Origin of the sequence: Streptomyces avicenniae (assembly GCF_000719135.1) — a bacterium.
Taxonomy (GTDB): domain Bacteria; phylum Actinomycetota; class Actinomycetes; order Streptomycetales; family Streptomycetaceae; genus Streptomyces; species Streptomyces avicenniae.
Map to the genome: position 1 here is coordinate 290,440 of NZ_JOEK01000012.1, position 20,868 is coordinate 311,307.

Genomic DNA, 20,868 nt, shown 5'->3' on the forward strand with positions numbered 1-20,868 from the left:
CCCCGCCGGGCCGACACACGCCGCGCCGGACGCGGCCCGTCCCGCCACGACGCCCGGGTGCGGCGGACCGCACACCGGGCGCAGGAGCGGGCGGGCGGCGGCCGACACACGGCACGCCGCCGGATCGGCCCTCAGCGGACCTCGGAGGTCTCGGGACCACGGCGGAGCTTGTCCAGACCACCGGCGAACCGGGAGACCGGCGCGCTCTCCTCGCCGACCTGCTCCTGCTTGACGCCGTCGGGCACCATCTGGGCGTCCTCGGGCAGCTTCAGCACGATCGGGTCGCGCGGCGCCATCGGGGAGTCCCCGCGCACCACGACGGCGTCACGGAAGATCTGCTCCAGCAGCCCGGCCGCCTGCGGCTGCACGGCGCCCTGCCCGGAGATCACGCCGCGCAGGAACCAGCGCGGCCCGTCCACGCCGACGAACCGCACGACCTGGAGGCCGCGCTTGCCGTCGGGGAGCTGCACCGGCACCTGGGCCCGCAGCTCCCAGCCGAGCGGGCCCTCGATCTCGTCGATCGTGCCGCCCTGCTTGGTGATGCCGGACGCGATCTCCTCGCGTACCTCGGCCCAGATGCCCTCGCGCTTGGGCGCGGCGAACGCCTGGAGCTGGACGGCGCTGTCCTTGAGCACGACCGTGGCCGCGACGATCGCGTCGCCCGCGACCTCCACCCGCAGCTCCATCCCCGGCACGCCTGGCACGAAGAGTCCGCCGAGATCGACGCGGCCCTCGGCCGGGGACCCGACCTCGCTCACGTCCCAGGGGCCCTCGGGCCGGGGCGCGGGCTCAAGCCTGACCTTGCGCACCTCGTCCTCGTCCTGGGCCTCTTCCGAGGTGGCCAGGGCCGCCTCTTCCGGCTCCTCTTTGTGCTTGCCTCGACGTCCGAACACGTCACAGTCCTTTCCGGTCGGCGCTCCCGCCGGGACCGACCGCAGCATAGGGGTTCCGCACGCCGGCATGGCCGCCCGTGGAGCCGAAACCCCCCGTCGCCCGCGCCGATCCCGGCAGCTCGGTGACCTCGTGGAAACGGACGGTCTCCACCTGCTGGACGACGAGCTGGGCGATCCGGTCGAGCGGCTGGAACCGTACGCTCTCGCGCGGGTCCAGATTGATCAGGATGACCTTGATCTCCCCACGGTACCCGGCGTCAATCGTGCCCGGCGCGTTCACCATCGAGACCCCGCAGCGCGCCGCGAGTCCTGACCGGGGATGCACGAACGCCGCGTAACCGTCGGGCAGGGCGATCGACACCCCCGTGGGCAGGACGGCGCGCTCCCCGGGGGCCAGCTCGGCCGCCTCGGTGGTGACGAGATCGACTCCGGCGTCGCCGGGATGGGCTCGGGTGGGGACGGGGACCGCCGGATCGATCCGCCGGATCAGCACGTCCACGGGGGGACGGCTCACAGGGTCGGCACTCACGATGCAGACCCTACCGCCGCGAGCGGGCGCCGGAGGCAAGCCTGCCATGCTTGGGCCCATGAAGCCGTACGACGAGCGTCTGACCGTTCCCAGGACCTGGTGGCTGATGGGCCTCGGGGTCGTGTCCCTGGTGGGCATCGCCCTGCTGCCGCTGGGCGCGGTCCCCCTGCTGTGCGGGCTGGCCGTCGCGGGCGCGCTGACCGGGATGGCCCTCAGCGCCTACGGGTCGGCCCGTATCCGCGTGGCGGGCGGCTCACTGATCGCCGGGGACGCCCGCCTCCCGCTGACGGCCCTGGGCGAAGCCCGGACGCTCGACGCCGGGGAGGCGCTGGCCTGGCGCACTCACCGGGCGGATGTCCGGGCTCATATGCTGCTCCGCGCCTACATCCCGACGGCCGTGCGGGTCGAGGTGACGGATCCGGCGGACCCGACGCCCTATCTGTACCTCTCGACCCGGCAGCCCGGCCGTCTGGTCGCGGCGCTCACCGCGACCCGCCCGGACCCGGCCTGACGCCTGTCCGGGCGGTCGCATCAGGCCGCGCAGTCGCGGCAGATGGGCTGGCCGTCCTTCTCCTTCGCGAGCTGGGACCGATGGTGCACGAGGAAGCAGCTCATGCAGGTGAACTCGTCGGCCTGCCGGGGCAGGACCCGGACGGACAGCTCCTCGTTGGAGAGGTCGGCGCCGGGCAGCTCCAGGCCCTCGGCCTGCTCGAACTCGTCCACGTCCACCGTGGACGCCGACTTGTCGTTGCGCCTGGCCTTCAGCTCCTCGATGCTGTCCTCGTTGACATCGTCATCGGTCTTGCGTGGAGTGTCGTAGTCGGTTGCCATTTCGTACTCCCCCTCCGGGTGTCTGTGGTGTCTCCAGCGCACGTAACGCGTGGGGGCCGGACTTTGTGCCCGACCCGAGGCCGAGATTTTGCCTCACATCAAGTGCTGTTACTCAATCGACACCCAACCGAACGCCTGAAGAGGTGATCATCCGGGCTGTCGATCGGGCCCAGGACCGTCCGAAAGGCCGGTCGGGGCCGCCCCGGGCCCGCTCGCGCGGACCCGCGGTATGTGATTGATCACATTCCTCGTCCTTCCCTTCGGGGCGGGTCCCCCTCCGGGCCGTGACCACCCGGACGGATGGCCGCGCGGACAGCTTTCCCGCCCGGACAGCGTCTCAGACGGGCACCGAGACCCGCATCACGAGACCGCCCTCCTCACGCGGCTCGGCCGTCACATAGCCCCCGTGGGCGCGGGCCACGGAGCGGACGATGGACAGACCGAGACCGACACCTTTGTCGCTCCGCGTACGCTGCGTGCGCAACCGCCGGAACGGCTCGAACATATTATCGACCTCGTAGGCGGGCACCACGGGACCCGTGTTCTCCACCACGAGCACCGCCTGACCCGGCCGCATCTCCGTCTCGACCCGTACCCAGCCGCCCTCGGGGATGTTGTAGCGCACGGCATTCTGCACCAGATTCAGCGCGATCCGCTCCAGCAGCACCCCGTTGCCCATCACCTGGACCGGCGGACGGCTGCCGCGCAGCTCCACGCCACGCCCCTGCGCCTCGGCCCTGACCTGCTCCACGGCCTGCGCGGCCACCTCCGCGAGGTCCACGGGCTTGCGGTCCACCAGCTCGTTCTCGCTGCGGGCGAGCAGCAGCAGCCCCTCGACGAGCTGTTCGCTGCGCTCGTTCGTCGCCAGCAGGGTGTTGCCCAGCTGGGTCAGCTCGGGCGTCGCGTCCGGGTCGGAGAGCTGCACTTCGAGCAGCGTCCGGTTGATGGCGAGCGGGGTGCGCAGCTCGTGCGACGCGTTGGCGACGAAGCGCTGCTGCGCCGTGAACGCGCGGTCGAGCCGGTCGAGCATCTCGTCGAACGTGTCGGCCAGTTCCTTCAGCTCGTCGTCCGGGCCGTCCAGCTCGATCCTGCGGTGCAGGTCGGACCCGGCCACCTGGCGCGCGATCCGGGTGATCCGGCCGAGCGGCGAGAGCACGCGCCCCGCCATCACGTAGCCGAACGCGAACGCCGCCACGGCCAGGCCGAGGAGGGCGAGCAGCGAGCTGCGCAGCAGCTGGTCGAGGGCGATGTCGCGCTGCGTGCCCTGGCACTTCTCCACCCAGGTGGTGAAGACGTCGCCGCTGACCAGGCCCGAGATCTCGGGGCACACGTCCGAGGTGATCCGGACCTGGGCCCCGTCGGTGATGTCGTAGGGCAGGTCGCTGCCCCGGTTGAGCGCCTGCGCGGCGAGCAGGTAGATGATCGTCAGCAGGACGAACCCGGCGATCAGGAACATGCCGCCGTACAGGAGCGTCAGGCGGATGCGGATCGTGGGCCGGAACCAGCCCGCGCGCCGCTCGCTCTCGTGCGGGTTCCAGCTCGGCTTGGGCGGCGCGTGGGGCATCCGGGGCGGCGGCGGGGGGACGGGGGGCGGGACGGCGGCCATGGCGTCAGATCCGGTAGCCCGCGCCGGGCACGGTGGTGATGACGGGCGGGTCGCCGAGCTTGCGCCGCAGGGTCATGACGGTGACGCGCACGACGTTCGTGAACGGGTCGGTGTTCTCGTCCCACGCCTTCTCCAGGAGCTGTTCCGCGGAGACGACTCCCCCGGCGCCGCGCATCAGCACCTCAAGGACGGCGAACTCCTTCGGCGCGAGGTGCACCTGCCGCTCGTCCCTGAAGACCTCTCTGCGGTTCGGGTCGAGGCGCAGCCCGGCCCGCTCCAGCACGGGCGGCAGCGGGGCCGTGGCACGGCGCCCCAGGGCCCGTACGCGGGCGGTCAGCTCGGTGAAGGCGAACGGTTTCGGCAGGTAGTCGTCGGCGCCCAGCTCCAGGCCCTCGACGCGGTCCGAGATGTCCCCGGCGGCGGTCAGCATGAGGACGCGGGTCGGCTTGCCGGTCGCGACGATGTGACGGCACACGTCGTCGCCGTGCAGCAGGGGCAGGTCGCGGTCGAGGACGACCACGTCGTAGTCGTTGAGATCGACCCGCTCGGTGGCCGCCGCGCCGTCGTAGACCACGTCCACCGCCATGGCCTGGCGGCGCAGACCGGTGGCCACCGTGTCCGCGAGCAACTGCTCGTCCTCGACGACGAGTACGCGCACGTCCTGTCCCCTTCCTCGATCGTCCCGCCCACCGCCCGGCACGGTCGTCCCGAGCGGTCGTGCACCGGTCCGTGCCCCGGCCGTCGGCCGGAAGGACCCCGCCGCATTCTCGCCCGCGCACGGACGTCCCCGCGCGCCCCCGGGGCGCGCGGACGCGGCACGGGACGACGCGCGGGACGGCTCGTGAGCCGGATGTGGCACGGGCCCGGACCTCCCTCGCCCCCATCCTCCCCCGCCCCCCGGTAAACGGCCGGTAAGCACCGGGACGTGCGCCGGGGCACACGGCTGTGCGCTTTTCTGCTTCGGGCATGTTTCCCCACGCGCCACACCGGGGATGACGAACCACACACCCCGCGACCACCCTCCCCTCGGGGGCGGCAAGTCCCGCGCTGCCGACCCGACCGTGGGCCCGCCGTGGCCGCACCCACCCCCGGCACCCCGGTGCCGCCGATCGAAGACGAAGGGGGCGCACCATGGACGCGTTCACCACTGGAATCCTGCAGCGCATCGAGAACACCGAGTCCGGCCTCATCCGCGCTCGCGAAGACGGAGATCTGTTCACCATGGACGTCGAGCAGGCGGAGCTGGACGACCTGCGGCGCCTCGCGGCGGAGCACGGGGTCGAGATCGGCTCCCACGCCGCGTGAGGCCGGTGCCGGGCCCGTCCCGGCACCCGTGACCGAGCGGCCCTGGGCGCCTCCGGGAACATCTCGGAGGCGCCCAGCCGTGTGCCGGGGCGGCAACGGCCCCACCCGCCGCCTCAGTCGTGCCAGGCGCCCAGCTCCTCAAGCAGCGGCTGGAGGCGCGCGAAGACCCCGGGCGACGCGGCGACGGTGAGCCCGCCGTCCGGTCGGCTCCCCGGCCTGCCGCCGGTGAGGGCACCGGCCTCCCGGGCGATCAGGTCACCCGCGGCGAGGTCCCAGGGCGCGAGCCCGCGCTCGTAGTAGCCGTCGAGCCGCCCGCCCGCGACGTCGCACAGGTCGATGGCCGCCGAACCGCTGCGGCGGATGTCGCGGACCTGCGGGATCAACCGCTGCGCGACGGCGGCCTGCGCCGTCCGCACGGACGCGACGTAGTTGAAGCCCGTCCCGATCAGCGCCTGATCCAGGCTCGGGGACGGGCGCGTGCGCAGGGGCTCGGGGGCGCCGCCGTCGGGCAGGCGGTGGGCGCCGCCGCCGAGGTGGGCGTAGTACGTCTCGCGCCGCATGGGCGCGGCCACCACGGCGGCCACCGTCTCGCCGTCCACCTCCGCCGCGATCGACACGGCCCAACCGGGCAGCCCGTAGAGGTAGTTGACGGTGCCGTCGAGCGGATCGACGACCCAGCGCACGCCGCTGCCGCCGCCGTGCTCGCCGCCCTCCTCGCCGAGGACGGCGTCGTCCGGCCGGTGTTCGGCGAGGAAGCCGGTGATCAGCCGCTCGGCGGCGAGGTCCATCTCGGTGACGACGTCGATGGGGCTCGACTTGGTGGCGGCGACGCCCAGGTCGGCCGGGCGGCGGTCACGCAGCAGGCGCGCGGCGCGTCCCGCCGCCTCCTGGGCGAGCGCGAGGAGGTCGGCGGCGGAAGCGGCTGGGGACACGGTGCGGTTGCTCCTCGGACGGGGCTGACGGCGGGGACGGCGGGTGGGGCTCAGGCGTACGGGCTGTCGGCCCCGGCAGCCGCGGTGCGCGGGACGCGGCCGGGACAGCAGCCGACCGGGCACAGGTCGTGGCTCGGCCCGAGGTCGCCCAGGGCGCAGCGCACGGGTGACTCGCCGCGCTCGGTGGCGGCGCGCTCCAGCACGAGGTCGCGGATCGCCGCGACGAAGCGCGGGTCGGCGCCGACGGTGGAGGACCTGACGGCGGGCAGGCCCATCTCGCGGGCCGCGTCCAGCGCCTCCGTGTCGAGGTCGTAGAGGACCTCCATGTGGTCGGAGACGAAGCCGATCGGCACCATGACGACGGCGGGCGCGCCCTCGGCGTGCAGTTCACGCAGGCGGTCCACGATGTCCGGCTCCAGCCACGGGATCTGCGGCGAGCCGCTGCGGGACTGGTAGACCAGCTCGTACGGATGGTCGGTCCCGGTGGCCTTGCCGACCGCCGTGGCGACGGCGCGGGCCGCGTCGAGGTGCTGGGCGACGTACGCCCCGCCGGGGCCGTGGCCCGCCGGGGGGCCCGACGTGTCGGCGGCGCTGTCCGGGATGGAGTGGGTGGTGAAGACGAGGCGGGCCCCGTCGCGGACCTCCTCGGGCAGCGCCACGAGGGCGGCGAGGACGCCGTCGGTCATGGTGTCGAGGAAGCCCGGGTGGTTGAAGTAGTGCCGCAGCTTGTCCACGCGCGGCAGCGGGATGCCCTCGGCGGCGAGCGCGGCGAGCGCCCCGCCCAGGTCCTCGCGGTACTGGCGGCAGCCGGAGTAGGAGGCGTAGGCGCTCGTCGCGAGGGTGAGGACGCGGCGGTGCCCGGCGGCGGCGATCTCGCGCAGGGTGTCGGTGACGTACGGCGCCCAGTTGCGGTTGCCCCAGTAGACCGGCAGGCCGAGGCCATGCTCGGCGAAGTCGGCGCGGAGCGCGGCGAGCAGCGTGCGGTTCTGCTCGTTGATGGGGCTGACGCCGCCGAAGAGCTGGTAGTGCGCGCCGACCTCGGCCAGCCGTTCGCGCGGGATGCCGCGCCCGCGGGTCACGTTCTCCAGGAACGGGATCACGTCGTCGGGGCCCTCGGGTCCGCCGAAGGAGAGCAGCAGCAGCGCGTCGTAGGGCTGGGTGTCGGTCGTACGGTCCATGCCTCACGATCCTGCCATCAGCCGGAGGTGCCCTCCGCGCCGCCGTCCCCGGTGTCAGGGGGTGTGGCGGTGTCTCCTGGCGAGGGGGACGAGGGGCCGGGGGTCGGCGTGGGGGTGGGTGTCGGCGAGCCGTCGGTGCCGCCCTCGTCGCCCTCCTGGCCGCTCTCCTGGCCGCCCGGGGCGGTGGGGTCGGGGTCGGTGGGCGGGGGCGTGCTGTCCTGGCTCTCGTCGGTTTCCGGGCTCCCGGCGGGCGGGGACGGGCTTCCGCCGTCCTGGTCGGCCCCGCCGTCGCGGTCGCCGTCGTCACCACCGCCGTCGCGGGACGGGCCGTCGTCCTGCCCGCCGCCGCCCCCGTCCCCGCCGTGGATGAGACGGCCGACGGAGGTGCCGCCGTCGTCCCGCCCCCACCAACTCGCGAGCGACGAGCCGCCCGCCAGCTCGATCCCGGTGACGGCCGTCATCGCGAGGAGGAAGACACCGGCCGCCGCCAGGACCGCACGGCGTACGCCACGCCGCCGCCGGGGCGCGGGCCGCGGCGCGGGGGCGGTGGTGTCCGTCCCCGGCGCGGCGGGCCTGCGCGCGGTGTCGAACAGGTGCTGGAGGAGGGCGCCGCCCGTCGTGGCCACGACGCTGAGCACGGCCGCCCCGAGGACGGTGCCGTACACGCCGAGTCCCGACGCGAGCATGGCGCCCAGGACGGCGGCCACGGCGCTGGCCGCGACCTGCGTGGCGGTCAGCTCGATCCGCCGCGGCCGTGCACGCCCGCCGGGGTCCTGGTCCTGATTCTTTACCTGGGATTCCACCATTTGCCGCTTCCCGCACACTCCTCGCACCGCATCACCGCATGAGACGGACATGCCCACGGGAGAGACATATGGGAGCGTCGGTAAGTTCCATTTTTGCGGATTCTGTGAGCCTTACCACCCGAAAGTGTCGGTAAACGCCCGGCCAACTCCCTTGTCCGGTGTGAACTTCCGGCGCACTTCACCGCACGGGGCAGGTCCCGATGGAGTAACCTGACGTCACCTGGTCCAGGTCACCGTCCGGCCCGCGTGCCTCCTCGGCTCGCACCGGTCACCGCTCGTGGCAAAGTGGTGACTGTGCCATAACGGCGACGAAAGACCATGGCCCGACACGCCGGGCAAGTCGGCAAGGTTGTGGCAGGCTGCACCCGGGCAGGTCACACTCGTCAGCGGGAGAGCAGCGACGTACGTGACGTCGGCAGGCACCACCCGGGAGGTCCTCGTGCCCGAACTGCGTGTCGTGGCCGTGAGCAACGACGGCACACGTCTGGTGCTCAAGGCTGCCGACAACACGGAGTACACCCTGCCCATCGACGAGCGGCTGCGTGCCGCCGTCCGCAACGACCGTGCGCGACTCGGCCAGATCGAGATCGAGGTCGAGAACCACCTGCGGCCCCGCGACATCCAGGCGCGGATAAGGGCCGGTGCCACCGCCGAGGAGGTCGCCCAGTTCGCGGGCATCCCCGTGGACCGCGTGCGGCGCTTCGAGGGCCCGGTCCTGGCCGAACGCGCCTTCATGGCCGAGCGCGCCCGCAAGACCGCCGTGCGCCGCCCCGGCGAGACCGCAGGGCCCCAGCTCGGCGAGGCCGTCACCGAGCGGCTGCTGCTGCGCGGCGCGGACAAGGACGCCGTCCGCTGGGACTCCTGGCGGCGCGACGACGGGACGTGGGAGGTCCTCCTCGTCTACCGGGTCGCGGGCGAGACGCACTCGGCGAGCTGGATGTACGACCCGCCGCGCCGCCTCGTGCAGGCGGTGGACGACGAGGCGCGGTCCCTGCTCGGCGAGACGGACGACACGCCGGAGCCGAGCACGCCGTTCGTGCCCCGCATCGCGCGGCTGCCCCGGGAGAGCGACCGGCCCACGGGCCGGGACCGCGACACGGAGCCGGACTCGCTGACCAGCCTGCTGGAGGCCGTGCCGAGCTTCCGCGGCGACCTCGTCGTCCCTGAACCGGCCTCCGCGCTGGCGGCGGCGGCCACGGCCGAGCCGGAGACGGACGACGACGACCTGCCCGCCGAGCCGCCGGTGCCGCGCGGCCCGTCGGCGCCCGCGGCGAGCGCCGGGTCCACGTACGCCGACGTCCTGATGCCCCGCTCGGTGGGCGGGCACCGCGACCGTCTGACCGGCAGCACGGACCGGCAGGCGGAGGCCGACGGCGTACGCCCCGGCCGCCGCGCCGCCGTGCCCAGCTGGGACGAGATCGTCTTCGGCACGCGGCGCAAGAAGAAGGAGTAGCCGCGGCCGGGCCCGGCACGGCGGGACGCTCAGCCGGGCTCGGGCCCGGTGGCGACCGGCCGGTCGGGCTGCGCCGTCCACTCGCTCCAGGAGCCCGGGTAGAGCGCCGCCTCGACACCGGCCGACGCCAGGGCCAGGACCTCGTGCGCCGCCGAGACACCCGAGCCGCAGTAGACGCCCACCGGCGTGCCGGGCCCGACGCCCAGCGCCTCGAAGCGGGCCGCCAGGTCGGCCGGGGAGCGCAGCAGGCCGCCCGGGCCCGTGTTCTCCAGGGTCGGCGCGGAGACGGCGCCCGGGATGTGGCCGCCGACCGGGTCGATCGGTTCCACCTCGCCCCGGTAACGCTCCCCCGCCCGCGCGTCCAGCAGCACGCCGTCGCGCGCGAGGGCCGCCGCCCCGTCCGCGTCGAGGACGGGCAGGCCGCCGGGCGCGGGCACGAAGTCGCCCTCCGGCGGCTCGGGCGTCCGGGTGGACAGCTCGCCCGTCCAGGCGGGCAGCCCGCCGTCCAGCACGGTCACCCGCTCGTGGCCCGCCCAGCGCAGCAGCCACCACGCGCGCGCGGCGGCCCAGCCCTGCCCGCCGTCGTAGACCACGACCGGGCGGCCGAGGCAGACACCGGCCCGCCGCATCGCGGCGCCGAAGATCTCCAGGTCGGGCAGCGGGTGCCGCCCCCCGGCCCCGGGCGGGCCCGCCAGCTCCTCGTCGAGGTCCACGTAGACGGCGCCCGGCACGTGCCCGGCCTCGTACAGGGGGCGTCCCGGCGGCCCGCCGAGCTGCCAGCGCACGTCCAGCACGACGGGCCGTTCCGCGGCCGGTGTCCCGGGGGCGAGTGCGGCGGCGAGCCCGGCTGCGGGGATCATTACTGTCATGGCCCCATTCTCCCCACCGCCGGGGAGACTTGCGACGGCGAGCCGGGGTGCCCCGAGAAGAGAGGCAAGGATGGCCGAGACTGCGAGCCCGCCTGTTCCCGGAACTCACCGCTGGGTGAGTCTGATGGTGCACGACCTGGCAGTTGGCCAGCGGTTCTACGGAGAGCTGTTCGGCTGGGAGTTCGACGAGGACGAGCCCCAGCTGGGGCCTTACGTACGGGCGCTGCGGGAAGGTCATCCGGTCGCCGGGCTCGGGGAGATCGCGGCGGGGGCGCGGCGCGTCATCGCGTGGCTGCCGTACATCGCGTCCCCCGACGCGGACGAGACGGCCGCGCTGATCCGTGACTGCGGCGGGACCGTCGCGGTCGGGCCGCTGGACATCGAGCGGGTGGGGCGCCTCGCGATCGCCTCCGACGTGAGCGGCGCGGCGTTCGGGCTGTGGCAGGGCGGGCCCCGGCGCAGCGGCCCGTTCCGCGGCCCGTGGGGCGCGCCGGTGTGGAACGAGCTGATCACCCGTGAGGCGTCGGGCGCCGCGACGTTCTACTCGCGTGTGTTCGGGTACGAGGCGGCGCCGGAGCCGACGGCCCCCGAGGGCGCCGACCAGGTGACGCTGCGGCTCGCGGGCCGTCCGGTCGCGGGGGTGCGGGGCGTGGCGGGCGGGCTGCCGCACGACCGGGGGCCGCACTGGCTGTCGTACTTCTCCGTGCCCGACGTCGCGGAGGCCGTGGCGCGGGTCAAGGAGCTGGGCGGGCGCCAGACGAGCGACCCGGCGGTGTCGCGGTTCGGGGAGTGGGCGGAGGTCACCGATCCGGAGGGCGCGCCGTTCGCGGTGATCCGTCCCGCCGCGCGCTAGGGCGCGTCTTCCCAGGGGCGCCCTAGTCGGCGCGCCGGGCGGCCTCGACCGGGAGGACCTCGGGTGACAGGGCGCCCGCGCCCGCCGCGGCGGCCGTGAGCCGGCGGCGGTGATGACGGCGGCACAGCACCTCGTAGCCGACGTCGTCGCCGCCGACGGCGTCCCGGACGTCCCCGACGACGACCTGCGCGCCCTCGACGACCATCCGGCCGCCGACGGTCCGCGCGTTGTGCGTCGCCCGCGCGCCGCACCAGCACAGCGTCTCGACCTGGAGGACCTCGACCCGGTCGGCGAGTTCGATGAGCCGCTGCGAGCCGGGGAAGAGACGGGTGCGGAAGTCGGTCGTGATCCCGAAGGCGTAGACGTCCATCCCGAGGTCGTCCACGACGCGGGCGAGCTGGTCCACCTGCTCGGGCGAGAGGAACTGCGCCTCGTCGGCGATGACGTAGTCCACGCGGCCCCCTGCGGTGAGCAGGCCGACGAGGTGGGCGTGGAAGTCGAAGCCGTCGTCCGCCTCGATGGCCTCGGTGACCAGGCCGAGGCGGGAGGAGAGCCTGCCGGTCCCGGCCCGGTCGTCGCGGGTGAAGATCAGGCCGAGGAGGCCGCGCGTCGAGCGGTTGTGCTGTATCTGGAGGGCGAGGGTGCTCTTCCCGCAGTCCATCGTGCCGGAGAAGAAGACGAGTTCAGCCACGGATCGTGCTCCCGGTGGGTTCTCAGGTGCGGACTTCGAGGAGCGGTACGAGCTGTTCCGCCGGGGTCAGCGAGCCGTGCATGCCCACGAGCGCCGACTCCCGGGGCTCGCGGCGGCTCGCGACGACGGCGGCGTTGCCCGTCATGGCGACGACGACGTCGCCGATGCGCTCGCGCACCCGCGCCTCGACGCCGGTGCCCGGCGGGCCGAACCAGCCCAGCTCGACGGCCTCGTCGCGCGTCACGACCCACGCCTGCTCGGCCAGCACCTCGCGCCAGACGGCGTGGACGTCGGCGGCGGCGCCGGGGACGGCGTACAGGTGGCGGGCGCGGCCCTCGCCGCCGAAGGTGGCGACCCCGGCGCTCAGCTCCCAGTCGTCGTCGAAGTCGATCCGGTCGGGCCCGCCCGGCGGGGTGTCCACCATGCCGTGGTCGGCGGTGATGTACAGGGCGGAGCGGGGCGGGAGCTGTTCGGCGAGGCGGCGGGCGAGGCCGTCCACCGTGCGCAGTTCGCCGCGCCACAGGTCGGACGCCATGCCGAAGCGGTGGCCGGTGGCGTCCAGTTCGGCGTAGTACGTGTAGACGAGCGCGCGGTCGCTGGCGGCCAGGCGGGCGGCGGCCAGGTCCATGCGCTCGCCCGCGTCGAGGCGGCCGAGGAACGTGCCGCCGGAGAGGGCGACCTGCGTGAGCGGCGTGCGTTCGAAGCGTGGGGCGCTGACCTGGGCGGCGGCGATCCCGGCGGAGTGCGCGAGCTGGAAGACCGTGGGGTGCGGCTGCCAGAGGGCGGGGTCCGTCCACGGGTCCCAGTGCAGCTGGTGCATCAGCGCGCCGGTGCCGGGGTCGAGGACGCGGTAGCCCGCCAGGCCGTGGGCGGCGGGGGGCAGGCCGGTGCCGACCGAGGCGAGGGACGTGGCCGTCGTGGAGGGGAAACCGCAGGTGATGGGCTCGCCCGTGCCGGCCTTCGAGGTGGGCAGCAGGGAGGTGAGGAACGGGGCGTCCGCCGCGTGGTCCCGCAGCGCGTGCCAGCCGAGGCCATCGACGAGGAAGACGCAGACGCGGTCGGCGGGCGGCAGGCTGAGCCCCGGGTTCAGGCCGGGGACGCCGAGTCCGGCCGCCGCCGCGGGCAGCAGGTCGGCGAGGGAGGCCGTGCCGTAGCGCGGGACGGGGGCGCCGCGCGGGTCGAGTGGCTCGGGGTAGGGGGCCTGCGCGTACGTCACCTGCCCGCCGCCGACGTGGCCTCGGACAGCGCCTGCGCGAAGTCCAGGGTCTGCCGGACCGTCTCCGGCCCGTCCCCCGCCTCGCTGATGCGCAGCGAGAGGTCGTCGGCCGTGCTGGAGCCGGTGTAGCCGTGGTCGGCCTCGCAGTTGGGGTCGCCGCAGGCGGCCGGTTCCATGTCGATGCGGGAGACGGCGCCCCAGCCGATGGTCAGCACGACCTCACGCGGCAGCGTGCCGGGGACGTACGACTGCGGGTCGGCCACGACCCGGCTGAGGACGACGGAGGAGATCCGGGACAGCTTCACGGACTCGGTGGACGTGGTCGCGTACGGCGCGGGCGGCGAACTCTCGGCGGACTGCTCGTCGGTGTGGCTGACGATGAACCGTGTGCCGGTCAGCACGAGGACGGTGGCGTGACGGCGCACCTCGTTGCTGTCGAAGGTGGTCTCCTGGTGGACGAGGAAGGAGACGACGGGCTCCCGGCCGACGGCCGCCTCCACCGCCTCCGCGACGAGCGCCGGGTAGTAACCGCTGCGCTCGATCGCCTCCCGCAGTCCCTGGGACGTTGTACCGGTCTTCGCCATGTGCCCATCCTACGGGGCGCCTCCGACAGCGGCGCCGACGTCACCGCGTCGGCGCCGACGCCCCCGGGGGCGGGCGGGACGGCCCTCAGTAGGCGCGCAGCCTGCGCGGGCCGAGGTCGGGCCGCGCGGGCGGCGGGGCGACGCGGACGGTGGCCCCGAGCGGCGTCACGCCGTCCCGCGCGACGACGACGGGTTCGAGGGCGACGGACGCTATCGCCGGGTGGTCATCGACCAGCCTGCCGAGCCGCAGCAGCAGTTCCTCAAGTGCCGCCGTGTCCACGGGCCCTGCGCCGCGCCAGCCGAAGAGCATCGGGGCGGCGCGCAGGGAGCGGACGAGTTCGGCGGCGTCCCGGTCGGTGACGGGCAGCAGCCGGTGGCCGACGTCGCCGAGCAGTTCCGAGGCCGGTCCGGCGAGCCCGAAGGACAGGACGGCGCCGACGGCGGGATCGACGGCGGCCCGCACGACCGTGTCCACGCCGCGCGGGGCCATCGGCTGGACGACGGGCCGCAGGTTCGCGGCGTCGCCGAGCCTGCCGGTCAGTTCGGCGTGGGCGCGGCGCAGTTCGTCCTCGGTGGCGATGTCGAGCCGGTTGCCGCCGAGGTCGGCGCGGTGGCGCAGGTGCGGGGCCGTCGTCTTGAGGGCGACCGGATAGCCGAGGCGCGCGGCCGCCTCGGCCGCCGCGTCGGGTGTGGGGGCGGGCGCCGTGGGCGGCACGTGGATGCCGTACGTGGCGAGCAGGCGCCGGGCTTCGTCCTGCCCGAGCGCGGTGGTGGGGACGGGCCCGCCGGGTGTCCCTTGCGCCGCGGGCGTGGTGGTGAGCAGCCGGGCGGCGGCGGGCTCGTCGATGTCGTCGAGGACGGGCACGCGGCCGGGGTCGGCGGCGCGGGCGCGCCATGCGGCGTGGCGTACGGCGCGGGCGAGGGCCTGGACGGCGCGTTCTGCCGACGCGTAGGCGGGGATGCCGTGGTCGCCCAAGTCCTCGGCGAGGTCGTCGAGGCCGAGGTGGGCGACGAGCAGGGGCTTGGCGACGCCCTCGCGCGCGGCGTCCGTGAGCACGGCGCCGAGGGTCGGCGCGAGGCGGCCCGGGCCCGGCGCGCCCCCGTCGGCGACGACGGCGGCGGCACCGGCGGGCACGGCGGTGACGACCACGGCGTCGGTGCCGGGGTCGGCGAGGGCGGCGGCCAGCGCGGCACCGTACGCGTCGGGCCCGGCCGTGGCGCCGAGGGCGTGCGGCGGCAGCGGGGTGAGGCCCTGCGCGCGGCAGGCGTCGTACGCGACGAGGCCGAGCGCCTCGGCGTTGCCGATGACGGCGGTCCTCGGCCCTGCGGGCAGCGGCTGCTGCGCGAGGAGCAGGCCGGTGTCCACGAGGTCGGTGGCGGTGTCCACCTCGATGACGCCCGCCTGCCGCATCAGGTCGGAGACGGTCGCCTCCGGGGTGACGCCCCGGGGCACGTCGTGGCCGTGCGGCGGGACGCCGCCGCTGTGCCGACCGCCGCGCACGACGACCACGGGGGTGCCGGACGCGGCGGTGCGGCGGGCCAGGCGGGTGAACTTCCGCGGGTTGCCGACCGATTCGAGGTACATGAGGGCGACGCCGGTGGCCGGGTCCTCGTCCCAGTACTGGAGGAGGTCGTTCCCCGAGACGTCGGCGCGGTTCCCCGCCGAGACGAAGGTGGACAGGCCCGCCTGTCCCGCGCCGCCCGCGCCGCGCCGTTCCAGCTCGGCGAGCACGGCCATGCCGATGGCGGCCGACTGCGTGAACAGCCCGATGCGTCCGGCGCGCGGCAGCGCCGGGGCCTGGCTGGCGTTGAGGCGGACGGCAGGGTCGGTGTTGAGGAGCCCGAACGCGTTCGGCCCGACGACGCGCATGCCGTACTCGCGGGCCGTGCGCACCAGCGCCCGCTGTTCCTGCCGGGTGTGGCCCGCCGCCAGGACGACGAGGCCCTGCACGCCCGCCTCGCCGCAGTCGGTGACGACCGAGGCGACGCGGTCGGCCGGGACGGCGACCACGGCCAGGTCCACGGCCTCGCCGATGTCGCGGACCGTGCGGTACGCGGGCACGCCGCCGAGCCGTCCCGTGCCGGGCGGCAGCGCGTCGTTGACGGCGTGGAGGCGGCCGGTGAACCCGGCGGCGCCGAGCGCGGCGAGGACCGTACGGCCCGCCCCGCCGGGGTGGCGGCCCGCGCCGACGACGGCGACCGAGCGGGGCGCGAGGAGCCGCTGCACGGAGCGTGCCTCGGCGCGCTGTTCGCGGGCCCGCATGACGGCCAGCGACTCGGCGGTGGGCGCGAGGTCGAGCGTGAGACGGACGGCGCCGTCCGCCCAGCTGCGGCGCTGCGAGTACCCGGCGTCCGTGAAAACCTTGATCATCTTGCCGTTGGCGGGCAGCACCTCGGCCTCGAAGCGGCGGATGCCGCGCTCGCGGGCGACGGCGGTGATGTGCTCCAGGAGGACGGAGCCGAGGCCGCGGCCCTGATGGGCGTCCTCGACGAGGAAGGCGACCTCGGCGACGTCCGCGCCGGGGCCCACCCGGTCGTAGCGGACGGTGGCCAGGAAGCCGCCGCGCACGGTGGCGGCCAGGCCGACGCGGTCGTCGTAGTCGTGGTGGGTGAAACGGTGCACGTCGCGGTCGGAGAGCCGGGGGTAGGGCGCGAAGAAGCGGTAGTACTTCGACTCGTCGGAGACGCGTTCGTAGAAGCTGACCAGCCGGTCGGCGTCCGCCGGGGTGATGGGCCTGATGTGGGCCGTGCCGCCGTCGCGCAGCACCACGTCGGCCTCCCAGTGGGCCGGGTAGGGATGCGCGGCGGATGTCGGCGGCATGGGCCCAGCGTACGGTTGGGCGGGACCGGGCGGGCGGCGGAGGTGGCTCCGGCGCGGCCGTGGATGGACGTTCCGACCTCAGCGGAGGGCAACAGCATGATTGAGCGCCGTGTCACGATCGGCTGGGCCGACGGGCTGCACGCGAGACCCGCCTCGATCTTCGTGCGCGCGGCGATGGCGACCGGCGTGCCGGTGACCATCGCCCGGCGGGACGGCGCCCCGGTGAACGCGGCGTCGCTGCTCGCCGTGCTGACGCTGGGCGCGGAGGGCGGCGAGGAGGTCGTGCTCGCGTCGGGCGCCGAGGACACGGCGGCGGCGCGGGAGGCCGTGGACCGGCTGGCGCGGCTCGTCTCGGAAGGTCTTGAGGAACTTCCGGAAACGGTGTGAGGAAAAACACGCACAATCGCGCGTGTATCTCTTCGAAGTGATCGACGGCGGAAGCATCCGCGCCGACGCCGGACAATATGCCGGGAACACCGGGAATTCAGGGCAGCACAATAGAGGCCACTAATCGGGCGAGATAATTCGTGGCCTTGTCTCTCCTGTGTATACGGTCGTTGTTAAATCTGGGCGCGACCCGTGTTGACAGCAGGTTTCGCGCTTCTCACGGCCGCCGCGCGGAACTGCCGCCGCGTGGGCGCGGCCCGCTCCAGCTGCGCCGCCGCCAGGACCCGCGCCCGTTCCGCGTCGCCGCGGGCGATGGCGTCCACGAGCGCGCCGCGCTCCTGCCACAGGACCACAGCGCGCGAGACGGGCTCCCCCGCGTACAGCCAGGTCACCTTGCGCCGCAGCTGGACGAGGAGGGCCGTGAGGCCAGGGCTGCACGTGGCCTGGGCGAGCGTCTCGTGGAACCAGTCGGCGAGAGACCGCAGGTCGGCCTCCTGTCCCTGGCTGGCGCGCTGCCGCCCGAGGCGCACCAGCCCGCGCAGGACCTTGAGGTGCGCCTCGGTCCTGCGCTGCGCGGCGCGGGCGGCGCCGAGCGGTTCGAGGAGGGCGCGCATGTCGAGCAGGTCGGCCGCCTCGCGGTCGCCCGGCTGGGCGACGCAGGCCCCCGCGTGGCGCCGTGAGACGACGAAGCCCTCGGACTCCAGCGTGCGCAGCGCCTCGCGGACCGGGACGCGGGAGACGCCGTACCGCTGGGCGAGCTGTTCCTCGGCGAGCCGGGCGCCCGGCGGCAGGACGCCGCTCACGATGTCGTCACGGATCGCCGTGCATACCGTGTGCGCGGAGATACGCATGACAAACCCCCACAGCCATCGCCGGCTTCAGCCCTGTTGCATTACGACCGGATCACTCCCCCGAACTGTATGGCAAAAAAGCGGGAATGCCGATAGGGCCCCTGGTAAAGAGCGGCGCCTTTCGGCCCTTTTCCGGCGGATCGGGGGTGTGCGCGCGCCGGGAAAGCGCGCCGCGGGCCCCTCCCGCGCGGCCGGACGGCCGGGCGGGAGGGGCCCGCGGGAGGGGACGGACGGCGTCAGCCGCCGATCACCGTGACCTCGCCGATCCCGAGCGCGCGCACCGGCTCGGCGATCTGCGCCGCGTCGCCGACGAGGACGGTCACCAGCCGGTCGAGCGGGAAGGCGTTCACGACGGCGGCGGACGCCTCGACCGTGCCGGTCTCGGCCATCCGCGCGTACAGCCGGGCCTGGTAGTCGTCCGGCAGCTCCTCCTCCACCAGGTCGGCCAGCGTGCCCGCGACGGCGGCTGCCGTCTCGAAGCTGAGCGGCGCCACACCGACGAGGAACTGCACGGCGGCGTCCCGCTCCTCGTCCGTCAGCCCCTCGGCCGCCAGGGTCCGCAGCACCTGCCACAGGTCGGCCAGGGCCGGGCCCGTGACGTCGGTGGCGACCGAGCCCCTGATGCCCAGCATGGCGAGACCGGTGCCGTCGGCCCGGGAGTTGAGCACCTGGGCGAAGGCCCGGATGCCGTAGGTGTAGCCCTTCTCCTCACGCAGGACACGGTCCAGGCGGGAGGTGATCGTGCCGCCGAGGCAGTAGACGCCGACGCGCTGGGCGGCCCAGACCGGGTCGTGCCGGTCGGCGCCGGTGCGGGCGATCAGGAGCTGCGTCTGCACGGCCCCCGGGCGGTCCACGATGACGACGCGCGCGGCGTCGTCCGTGGTGACCGGCTCCCAGAGCGGCGCGGCGGCGGCCGTGCCGGTCCAGGTGCCCAGCGTCTCGTCCAGCACGGCGTCCAGGTCGATGCCGGTGAGGTCGCCGACGACGACGGCCGTCGCACCCGCCGGGCGGACGTGCGCCTCGTAGAACGCGCGGACCGCCTTGGCGTCCACGCGCTGCACGCTCTCCGCCGTGCCCTGCCGGGGCCGCGCGAGGCGTGACGTGGCGGGGAACAGCGTGTCGTAGAGCGCCATCGCCGCGCGGCGGCCCGGGTTGGCCAGCTCGTGCGGGATCTCGTCGAGACGGTTGCGCACGAGGCGCTCGATCTCGTTGTCGGGGAACGCGGGGGCGCGCAGCGCGTCGGCGGTGAGCTGCAGCGCCTGCGTCAGGCGGGAGGCCGGGACCTCAAGGGACACGCGTACGCCGGGGTGGTCCGCGTGGCTGTCGAGCGTCGCGCCGCAGCGCTCCAGCTCGGCGGCGAACTCCTCGGCCGTGTGCCGGTCGGTGCCCTCGGAGAACGCGCGGGCCATGATCGTGGCCACGCCCTCCTGCCCCGCGGGCTCGGCGGCCAGCGGCGCGGGCAGGTTGATCTCGACGGCGATGACCTTCTGGCCCGGCCGGTGGCAGCGCAGGACGGTCATGCCGTTCGGCAGCCCGCCCCGGTCGGGCGCGGGGAAGGCCCACGGCGTCGGCTCGCCCGCCGTGGGGCGCGCGTGCAGGGTCATCGTGGCGGCGGACGCGCTGTCCTGGCCGCCCGCCGGGCTGTCGGTCTGGTCGGTCACTGGTCCGTCCCTTCGGACTGCGGGGACACGGCGTCGCCGTCCTGGGCGGCGTCCGCGTCGTCGTCGGCGGCGGGGGCGCCGGTGGGTTCGTACACGAGGACCGCGCGGTTGTCGGGCCGCAGCCGGGCGGCGGCGACGGCGCGGACCTCGTCCGCGGTGACCTGGAGGATGCGCCCGACCGCGTTCAGCGCGAGCTGCGGGTCGCCGAACAGCACGGCGTGGCGGCACAGTTCGTCCGCCCGGCTGCCGACCGTGGCGAGCCGGTCGAGCCATTCGCGCTCCAGCTGGGCCTGCGCGCGCTCCATCTCCTCGGGGGTCGGCCCCTCCTCGGCGAAGCGGGCCAGCTCCTCGTCCACCGCCCGCTCGATGTCGGCGATCTCGGCGTCGCTCGACGCCTTGACGTCCAGCCAGCCCATCGACGGCGCCCCGGCGAGACGCAGCAGGCCGAAGCCCGCGCCGACGGCCGTACGGTCGCGGCGTACGAGCCGGTTGTGCAGGCGGGACGACTCGCCGCCGCCGAGGGCGGTGAGCGCCAGGTCGGCGGCGTCGGCCTCCCGCGTGCCGTCGTGCGGCAGGCGGTAGGCGGCCATCAGGGCGCGCGAGGGCACGTCCTCGCGGAGCAGTTCGCGCAGCTCCGCGCCGATCACGTCGGGCAGCGCGCCGTCACGCGGCGGCTGCTTGCCGTCGTGGGCCGGGATGGAGCCGAAGTACTTCTCCACCCAGGCGAGCGTCCGCTCCGGGTCGATGTCGCCGACGACGGACAGGACCGCGTTGCCCGGCGCGTAGTAGGTGCGGAAGAAGGCGCGGGCGTCTTCGAGGGACGCCGCGTCGAGGTCGGCCATCGAGCCGATGGGCGTGTGGTGGTACGGGTGACCTTCGGGGAAGACCATGGACGTCAGGCGCTCGAACGCGGTGCCGTAGGGGACGTTGTCGTACCGCTGGCGACGCTCGTTCTTCACGACGTCGCGCTGGTTCTCCATCGACTCGTCGTCCAGGGCGGTCAGCAGCGTGCCCATGCGGTCGGCCTCCAGCCACAGGGCCAGTTCGAGCTGGTGGGCCGGCATGGTCTCGAAGTAGTTCGTGCGCTCGAAACTGGTGGTGCCGTTCAGGGAGCCGCCGGCGCTCTGGACCAGCTCGAAGTGTCCGTTGCCCGACACCTGGGCCGAGCCCTGGAACATGAGGTGCTCGAAGAGGTGCGCGAGGCCGGTACGCCCGGCGACCTCGTGACGGGAACCGACGTCGTACCAGAGGCAGACCGCCGCGACGGGCGTGAGATGGTCCTCGGAGAGCACCACCCGCAACCCGTTGGCCAGCCTGTGCTCGGTCGCGGTGAGCCCGCCGACGGTATTCTGCGGGGTGGCCGTGTGGCCCATGGGCATGAAGTCCCTTCTCTCGGACGATC

General features: G+C 74.6%; 21 protein-coding genes. 5 read left to right on the forward strand and 16 right to left on the reverse strand.

The features are described 5' to 3' along the window. Positions 1-131 precede the first annotated feature (131 nt). Positions 132-893 (reverse strand): DUF3710 domain-containing protein, encoded by a 762-nt coding sequence (locus IF27_RS21620; protein WP_052851344.1) that lies wholly within the window; start codon positions 891-893, stop codon positions 132-134. Between the two features lies 1 nt (position 894). Beyond that, complete coding sequence (gene dut, locus IF27_RS21625; RefSeq protein WP_052851345.1) at positions 895-1,407, reverse strand: dUTP diphosphatase; 513 nt, start codon at positions 1,405-1,407, stop codon at positions 895-897. A 73-nt stretch (positions 1,408-1,480) separates the two neighbouring features. On the opposite strand from dut, the gene IF27_RS21630 reads away from it, so the two are divergent. Next, the gene (locus IF27_RS21630; RefSeq protein ID WP_052851346.1) at positions 1,481-1,933 is read left to right on the forward strand and encodes a DUF3093 domain-containing protein; all 453 of its coding nucleotides are present in this window, start codon (positions 1,481-1,483) and stop codon (positions 1,931-1,933) included. A gap of 20 nt (positions 1,934-1,953) precedes the next feature. Here the strand turns inward: IF27_RS21630 and IF27_RS21635 are convergent, their stop codons facing one another. The 3 genes from IF27_RS21635 to IF27_RS21645 form a co-directional block, all read right to left on the reverse strand. Beyond that, the gene (locus IF27_RS21635) at positions 1,954-2,253 is read right to left on the reverse strand and encodes a DUF4193 domain-containing protein (protein ID WP_052851347.1); all 300 of its coding nucleotides are present in this window, start codon (positions 2,251-2,253) and stop codon (positions 1,954-1,956) included. Between the two features lie 337 nt (positions 2,254-2,590). Beyond that, the gene (locus IF27_RS21640) at positions 2,591-3,859 is read right to left on the reverse strand and encodes a sensor histidine kinase (protein WP_052851348.1); all 1,269 of its coding nucleotides are present in this window, start codon (positions 3,857-3,859) and stop codon (positions 2,591-2,593) included. Between the two features lie 4 nt (positions 3,860-3,863). After that, complete coding sequence (locus IF27_RS21645) at positions 3,864-4,517, reverse strand: response regulator transcription factor (RefSeq protein WP_052851349.1); 654 nt, start codon at positions 4,515-4,517, stop codon at positions 3,864-3,866. A 473-nt stretch (positions 4,518-4,990) separates the two neighbouring features. Between IF27_RS21645 and IF27_RS31215 the strand changes: the two genes are divergently transcribed. Then, entirely contained in the window at positions 4,991-5,164 is a 174-nt protein-coding gene (locus IF27_RS31215; RefSeq protein WP_190233064.1) for a hypothetical protein, read from the forward strand. A 113-nt stretch (positions 5,165-5,277) separates the two neighbouring features. On the opposite strand, the gene IF27_RS21650 is transcribed toward IF27_RS31215, so the two are convergent. The 3 genes from IF27_RS21650 to IF27_RS21660 are packed head-to-tail and all read right to left on the reverse strand — an operon-like array spanning position 5,278 to position 8,077. Then, the gene (locus IF27_RS21650; protein ID WP_052851350.1) at positions 5,278-6,096 is read right to left on the reverse strand and encodes an inositol monophosphatase family protein; all 819 of its coding nucleotides are present in this window, start codon (positions 6,094-6,096) and stop codon (positions 5,278-5,280) included. Between the two features lie 50 nt (positions 6,097-6,146). Then, positions 6,147-7,274, reverse strand: coding sequence for a ferrochelatase (locus IF27_RS21655; RefSeq protein ID WP_052851351.1), 1,128 nt, complete (start codon positions 7,272-7,274; stop codon positions 6,147-6,149). Between the two features lie 17 nt (positions 7,275-7,291). After that, positions 7,292-8,077 (reverse strand): hypothetical protein, encoded by a 786-nt coding sequence (locus tag IF27_RS21660; protein WP_190233065.1) that lies wholly within the window; start codon positions 8,075-8,077, stop codon positions 7,292-7,294. A 409-nt stretch (positions 8,078-8,486) separates the two neighbouring features. On the opposite strand from IF27_RS21660, the gene sepH reads away from it, so the two are divergent. Beyond that, positions 8,487-9,533 (forward strand): septation protein SepH, encoded by a 1,047-nt coding sequence (gene sepH / locus IF27_RS21665; RefSeq protein ID WP_052851353.1) that lies wholly within the window; start codon positions 8,487-8,489, stop codon positions 9,531-9,533. A 29-nt stretch (positions 9,534-9,562) separates the two neighbouring features. On the opposite strand, the gene IF27_RS21670 is transcribed toward sepH, so the two are convergent. Continuing rightward, complete coding sequence (locus IF27_RS21670; protein WP_052851354.1) at positions 9,563-10,402, reverse strand: sulfurtransferase; 840 nt, start codon at positions 10,400-10,402, stop codon at positions 9,563-9,565. A gap of 124 nt (positions 10,403-10,526) precedes the next feature. Here IF27_RS21670 and IF27_RS21675 point away from each other — a divergent pair, with 124 nt between their 5' ends. Continuing rightward, on the forward strand, positions 10,527-11,255 hold the full coding sequence (locus IF27_RS21675; RefSeq protein ID WP_223291155.1) for a VOC family protein: 729 nt from the start codon (positions 10,527-10,529) through the stop codon (positions 11,253-11,255). 22 nt (positions 11,256-11,277) lie between these two features. Here IF27_RS21675 and IF27_RS21680 read toward each other — a convergent pair whose 3' ends face one another. From IF27_RS21680 to IF27_RS21695, 4 genes are all read right to left on the reverse strand, one after another. After that, positions 11,278-11,946: a thymidine kinase gene (locus IF27_RS21680; RefSeq protein ID WP_052851356.1), complete on the reverse strand. Its 669-nt coding sequence runs from the start codon at positions 11,944-11,946 to the stop codon at positions 11,278-11,280. Positions 11,947-11,968: 22 nt separating this feature from the next. Continuing rightward, entirely contained in the window at positions 11,969-13,162 is a 1,194-nt protein-coding gene (locus IF27_RS21685) for an alkaline phosphatase family protein (protein WP_052851357.1), read from the reverse strand. Next, a complete protein-coding gene (locus tag IF27_RS31625) occupies positions 13,159-13,746 on the reverse strand; it encodes a DUF5998 family protein (RefSeq protein ID WP_052851358.1) in 588 nt (195 codons plus the stop codon). Before IF27_RS31625 ends, IF27_RS21685 begins: the two co-directional genes overlap by 4 nt. Positions 13,747-13,831: 85 nt before the next feature. Next, positions 13,832-16,567 carry a bifunctional acetate--CoA ligase family protein/GNAT family N-acetyltransferase gene (locus IF27_RS21695; RefSeq protein ID WP_052851359.1) on the reverse strand — a complete coding sequence of 912 codons (2,736 nt, stop codon included), beginning with the start codon at positions 16,565-16,567 and terminating at the stop codon, positions 13,832-13,834. A gap of 96 nt (positions 16,568-16,663) precedes the next feature. Here IF27_RS21695 and IF27_RS21700 point away from each other — a divergent pair, with 96 nt between their 5' ends. Then, on the forward strand, positions 16,664-16,954 hold the full coding sequence (locus IF27_RS21700; RefSeq protein ID WP_052851360.1) for an HPr family phosphocarrier protein: 291 nt from the start codon (positions 16,664-16,666) through the stop codon (positions 16,952-16,954). Positions 16,955-17,127: 173 nt separating this feature from the next. Here IF27_RS21700 and IF27_RS21705 read toward each other — a convergent pair whose 3' ends face one another. From IF27_RS21705 to IF27_RS21715, 3 genes are all read right to left on the reverse strand, one after another. After that, entirely contained in the window at positions 17,128-17,805 is a 678-nt protein-coding gene (locus IF27_RS21705; protein WP_052851361.1) for a GntR family transcriptional regulator, read from the reverse strand. A 236-nt stretch (positions 17,806-18,041) separates the two neighbouring features. After that, positions 18,042-19,409, reverse strand: coding sequence for a M16 family metallopeptidase (locus tag IF27_RS21710; RefSeq protein ID WP_052851444.1), 1,368 nt, complete (start codon positions 19,407-19,409; stop codon positions 18,042-18,044). Positions 19,410-19,462: 53 nt separating this feature from the next. Further along, positions 19,463-20,839: a M16 family metallopeptidase gene (locus IF27_RS21715; protein ID WP_052851362.1), complete on the reverse strand. Its 1,377-nt coding sequence runs from the start codon at positions 20,837-20,839 to the stop codon at positions 19,463-19,465. Positions 20,840-20,868: the final 29 nt, after the last annotated feature.

Coding starts and splice junctions, on each gene's coding strand:
- IF27_RS21715 (WP_052851362.1), bottom strand. CDS start 20,839: ATGGGCCACACGGCCACCCCGCAGAATACCGTCGGCGGGCTCACCGCG.
- IF27_RS21695 (WP_052851359.1), bottom strand. CDS start 16,567: ATGCCGCCGACATCCGCCGCGCATCCCTACCCGGCCCACTGGGAGGCC.
- IF27_RS21635 (WP_052851347.1), bottom strand. CDS start 2,253: ATGGCAACCGACTACGACACTCCACGCAAGACCGATGACGATGTCAAC.
- IF27_RS31625 (WP_052851358.1), bottom strand. CDS start 13,746: ATGGCGAAGACCGGTACAACGTCCCAGGGACTGCGGGAGGCGATCGAG.
- IF27_RS31215 (WP_190233064.1), top strand. CDS start 4,991: ATGGACGCGTTCACCACTGGAATCCTGCAGCGCATCGAGAACACCGAG.
- IF27_RS21710 (WP_052851444.1), bottom strand. CDS start 19,409: ATGACCCTGCACGCGCGCCCCACGGCGGGCGAGCCGACGCCGTGGGCC.
- IF27_RS21655 (WP_052851351.1), bottom strand. CDS start 7,274: ATGGACCGTACGACCGACACCCAGCCCTACGACGCGCTGCTGCTGCTC.
- IF27_RS21640 (WP_052851348.1), bottom strand. CDS start 3,859: ATGGCCGCCGTCCCGCCCCCCGTCCCCCCGCCGCCGCCCCGGATGCCC.
- IF27_RS21700 (WP_052851360.1), top strand. CDS start 16,664: ATGATTGAGCGCCGTGTCACGATCGGCTGGGCCGACGGGCTGCACGCG.
- IF27_RS21675 (WP_223291155.1), top strand. CDS start 10,527: ATGGTGCACGACCTGGCAGTTGGCCAGCGGTTCTACGGAGAGCTGTTC.
- IF27_RS21630 (WP_052851346.1), top strand. CDS start 1,481: ATGAAGCCGTACGACGAGCGTCTGACCGTTCCCAGGACCTGGTGGCTG.
- IF27_RS21705 (WP_052851361.1), bottom strand. CDS start 17,805: ATGCGTATCTCCGCGCACACGGTATGCACGGCGATCCGTGACGACATC.
- IF27_RS21670 (WP_052851354.1), bottom strand. CDS start 10,402: ATGACAGTAATGATCCCCGCAGCCGGGCTCGCCGCCGCACTCGCCCCC.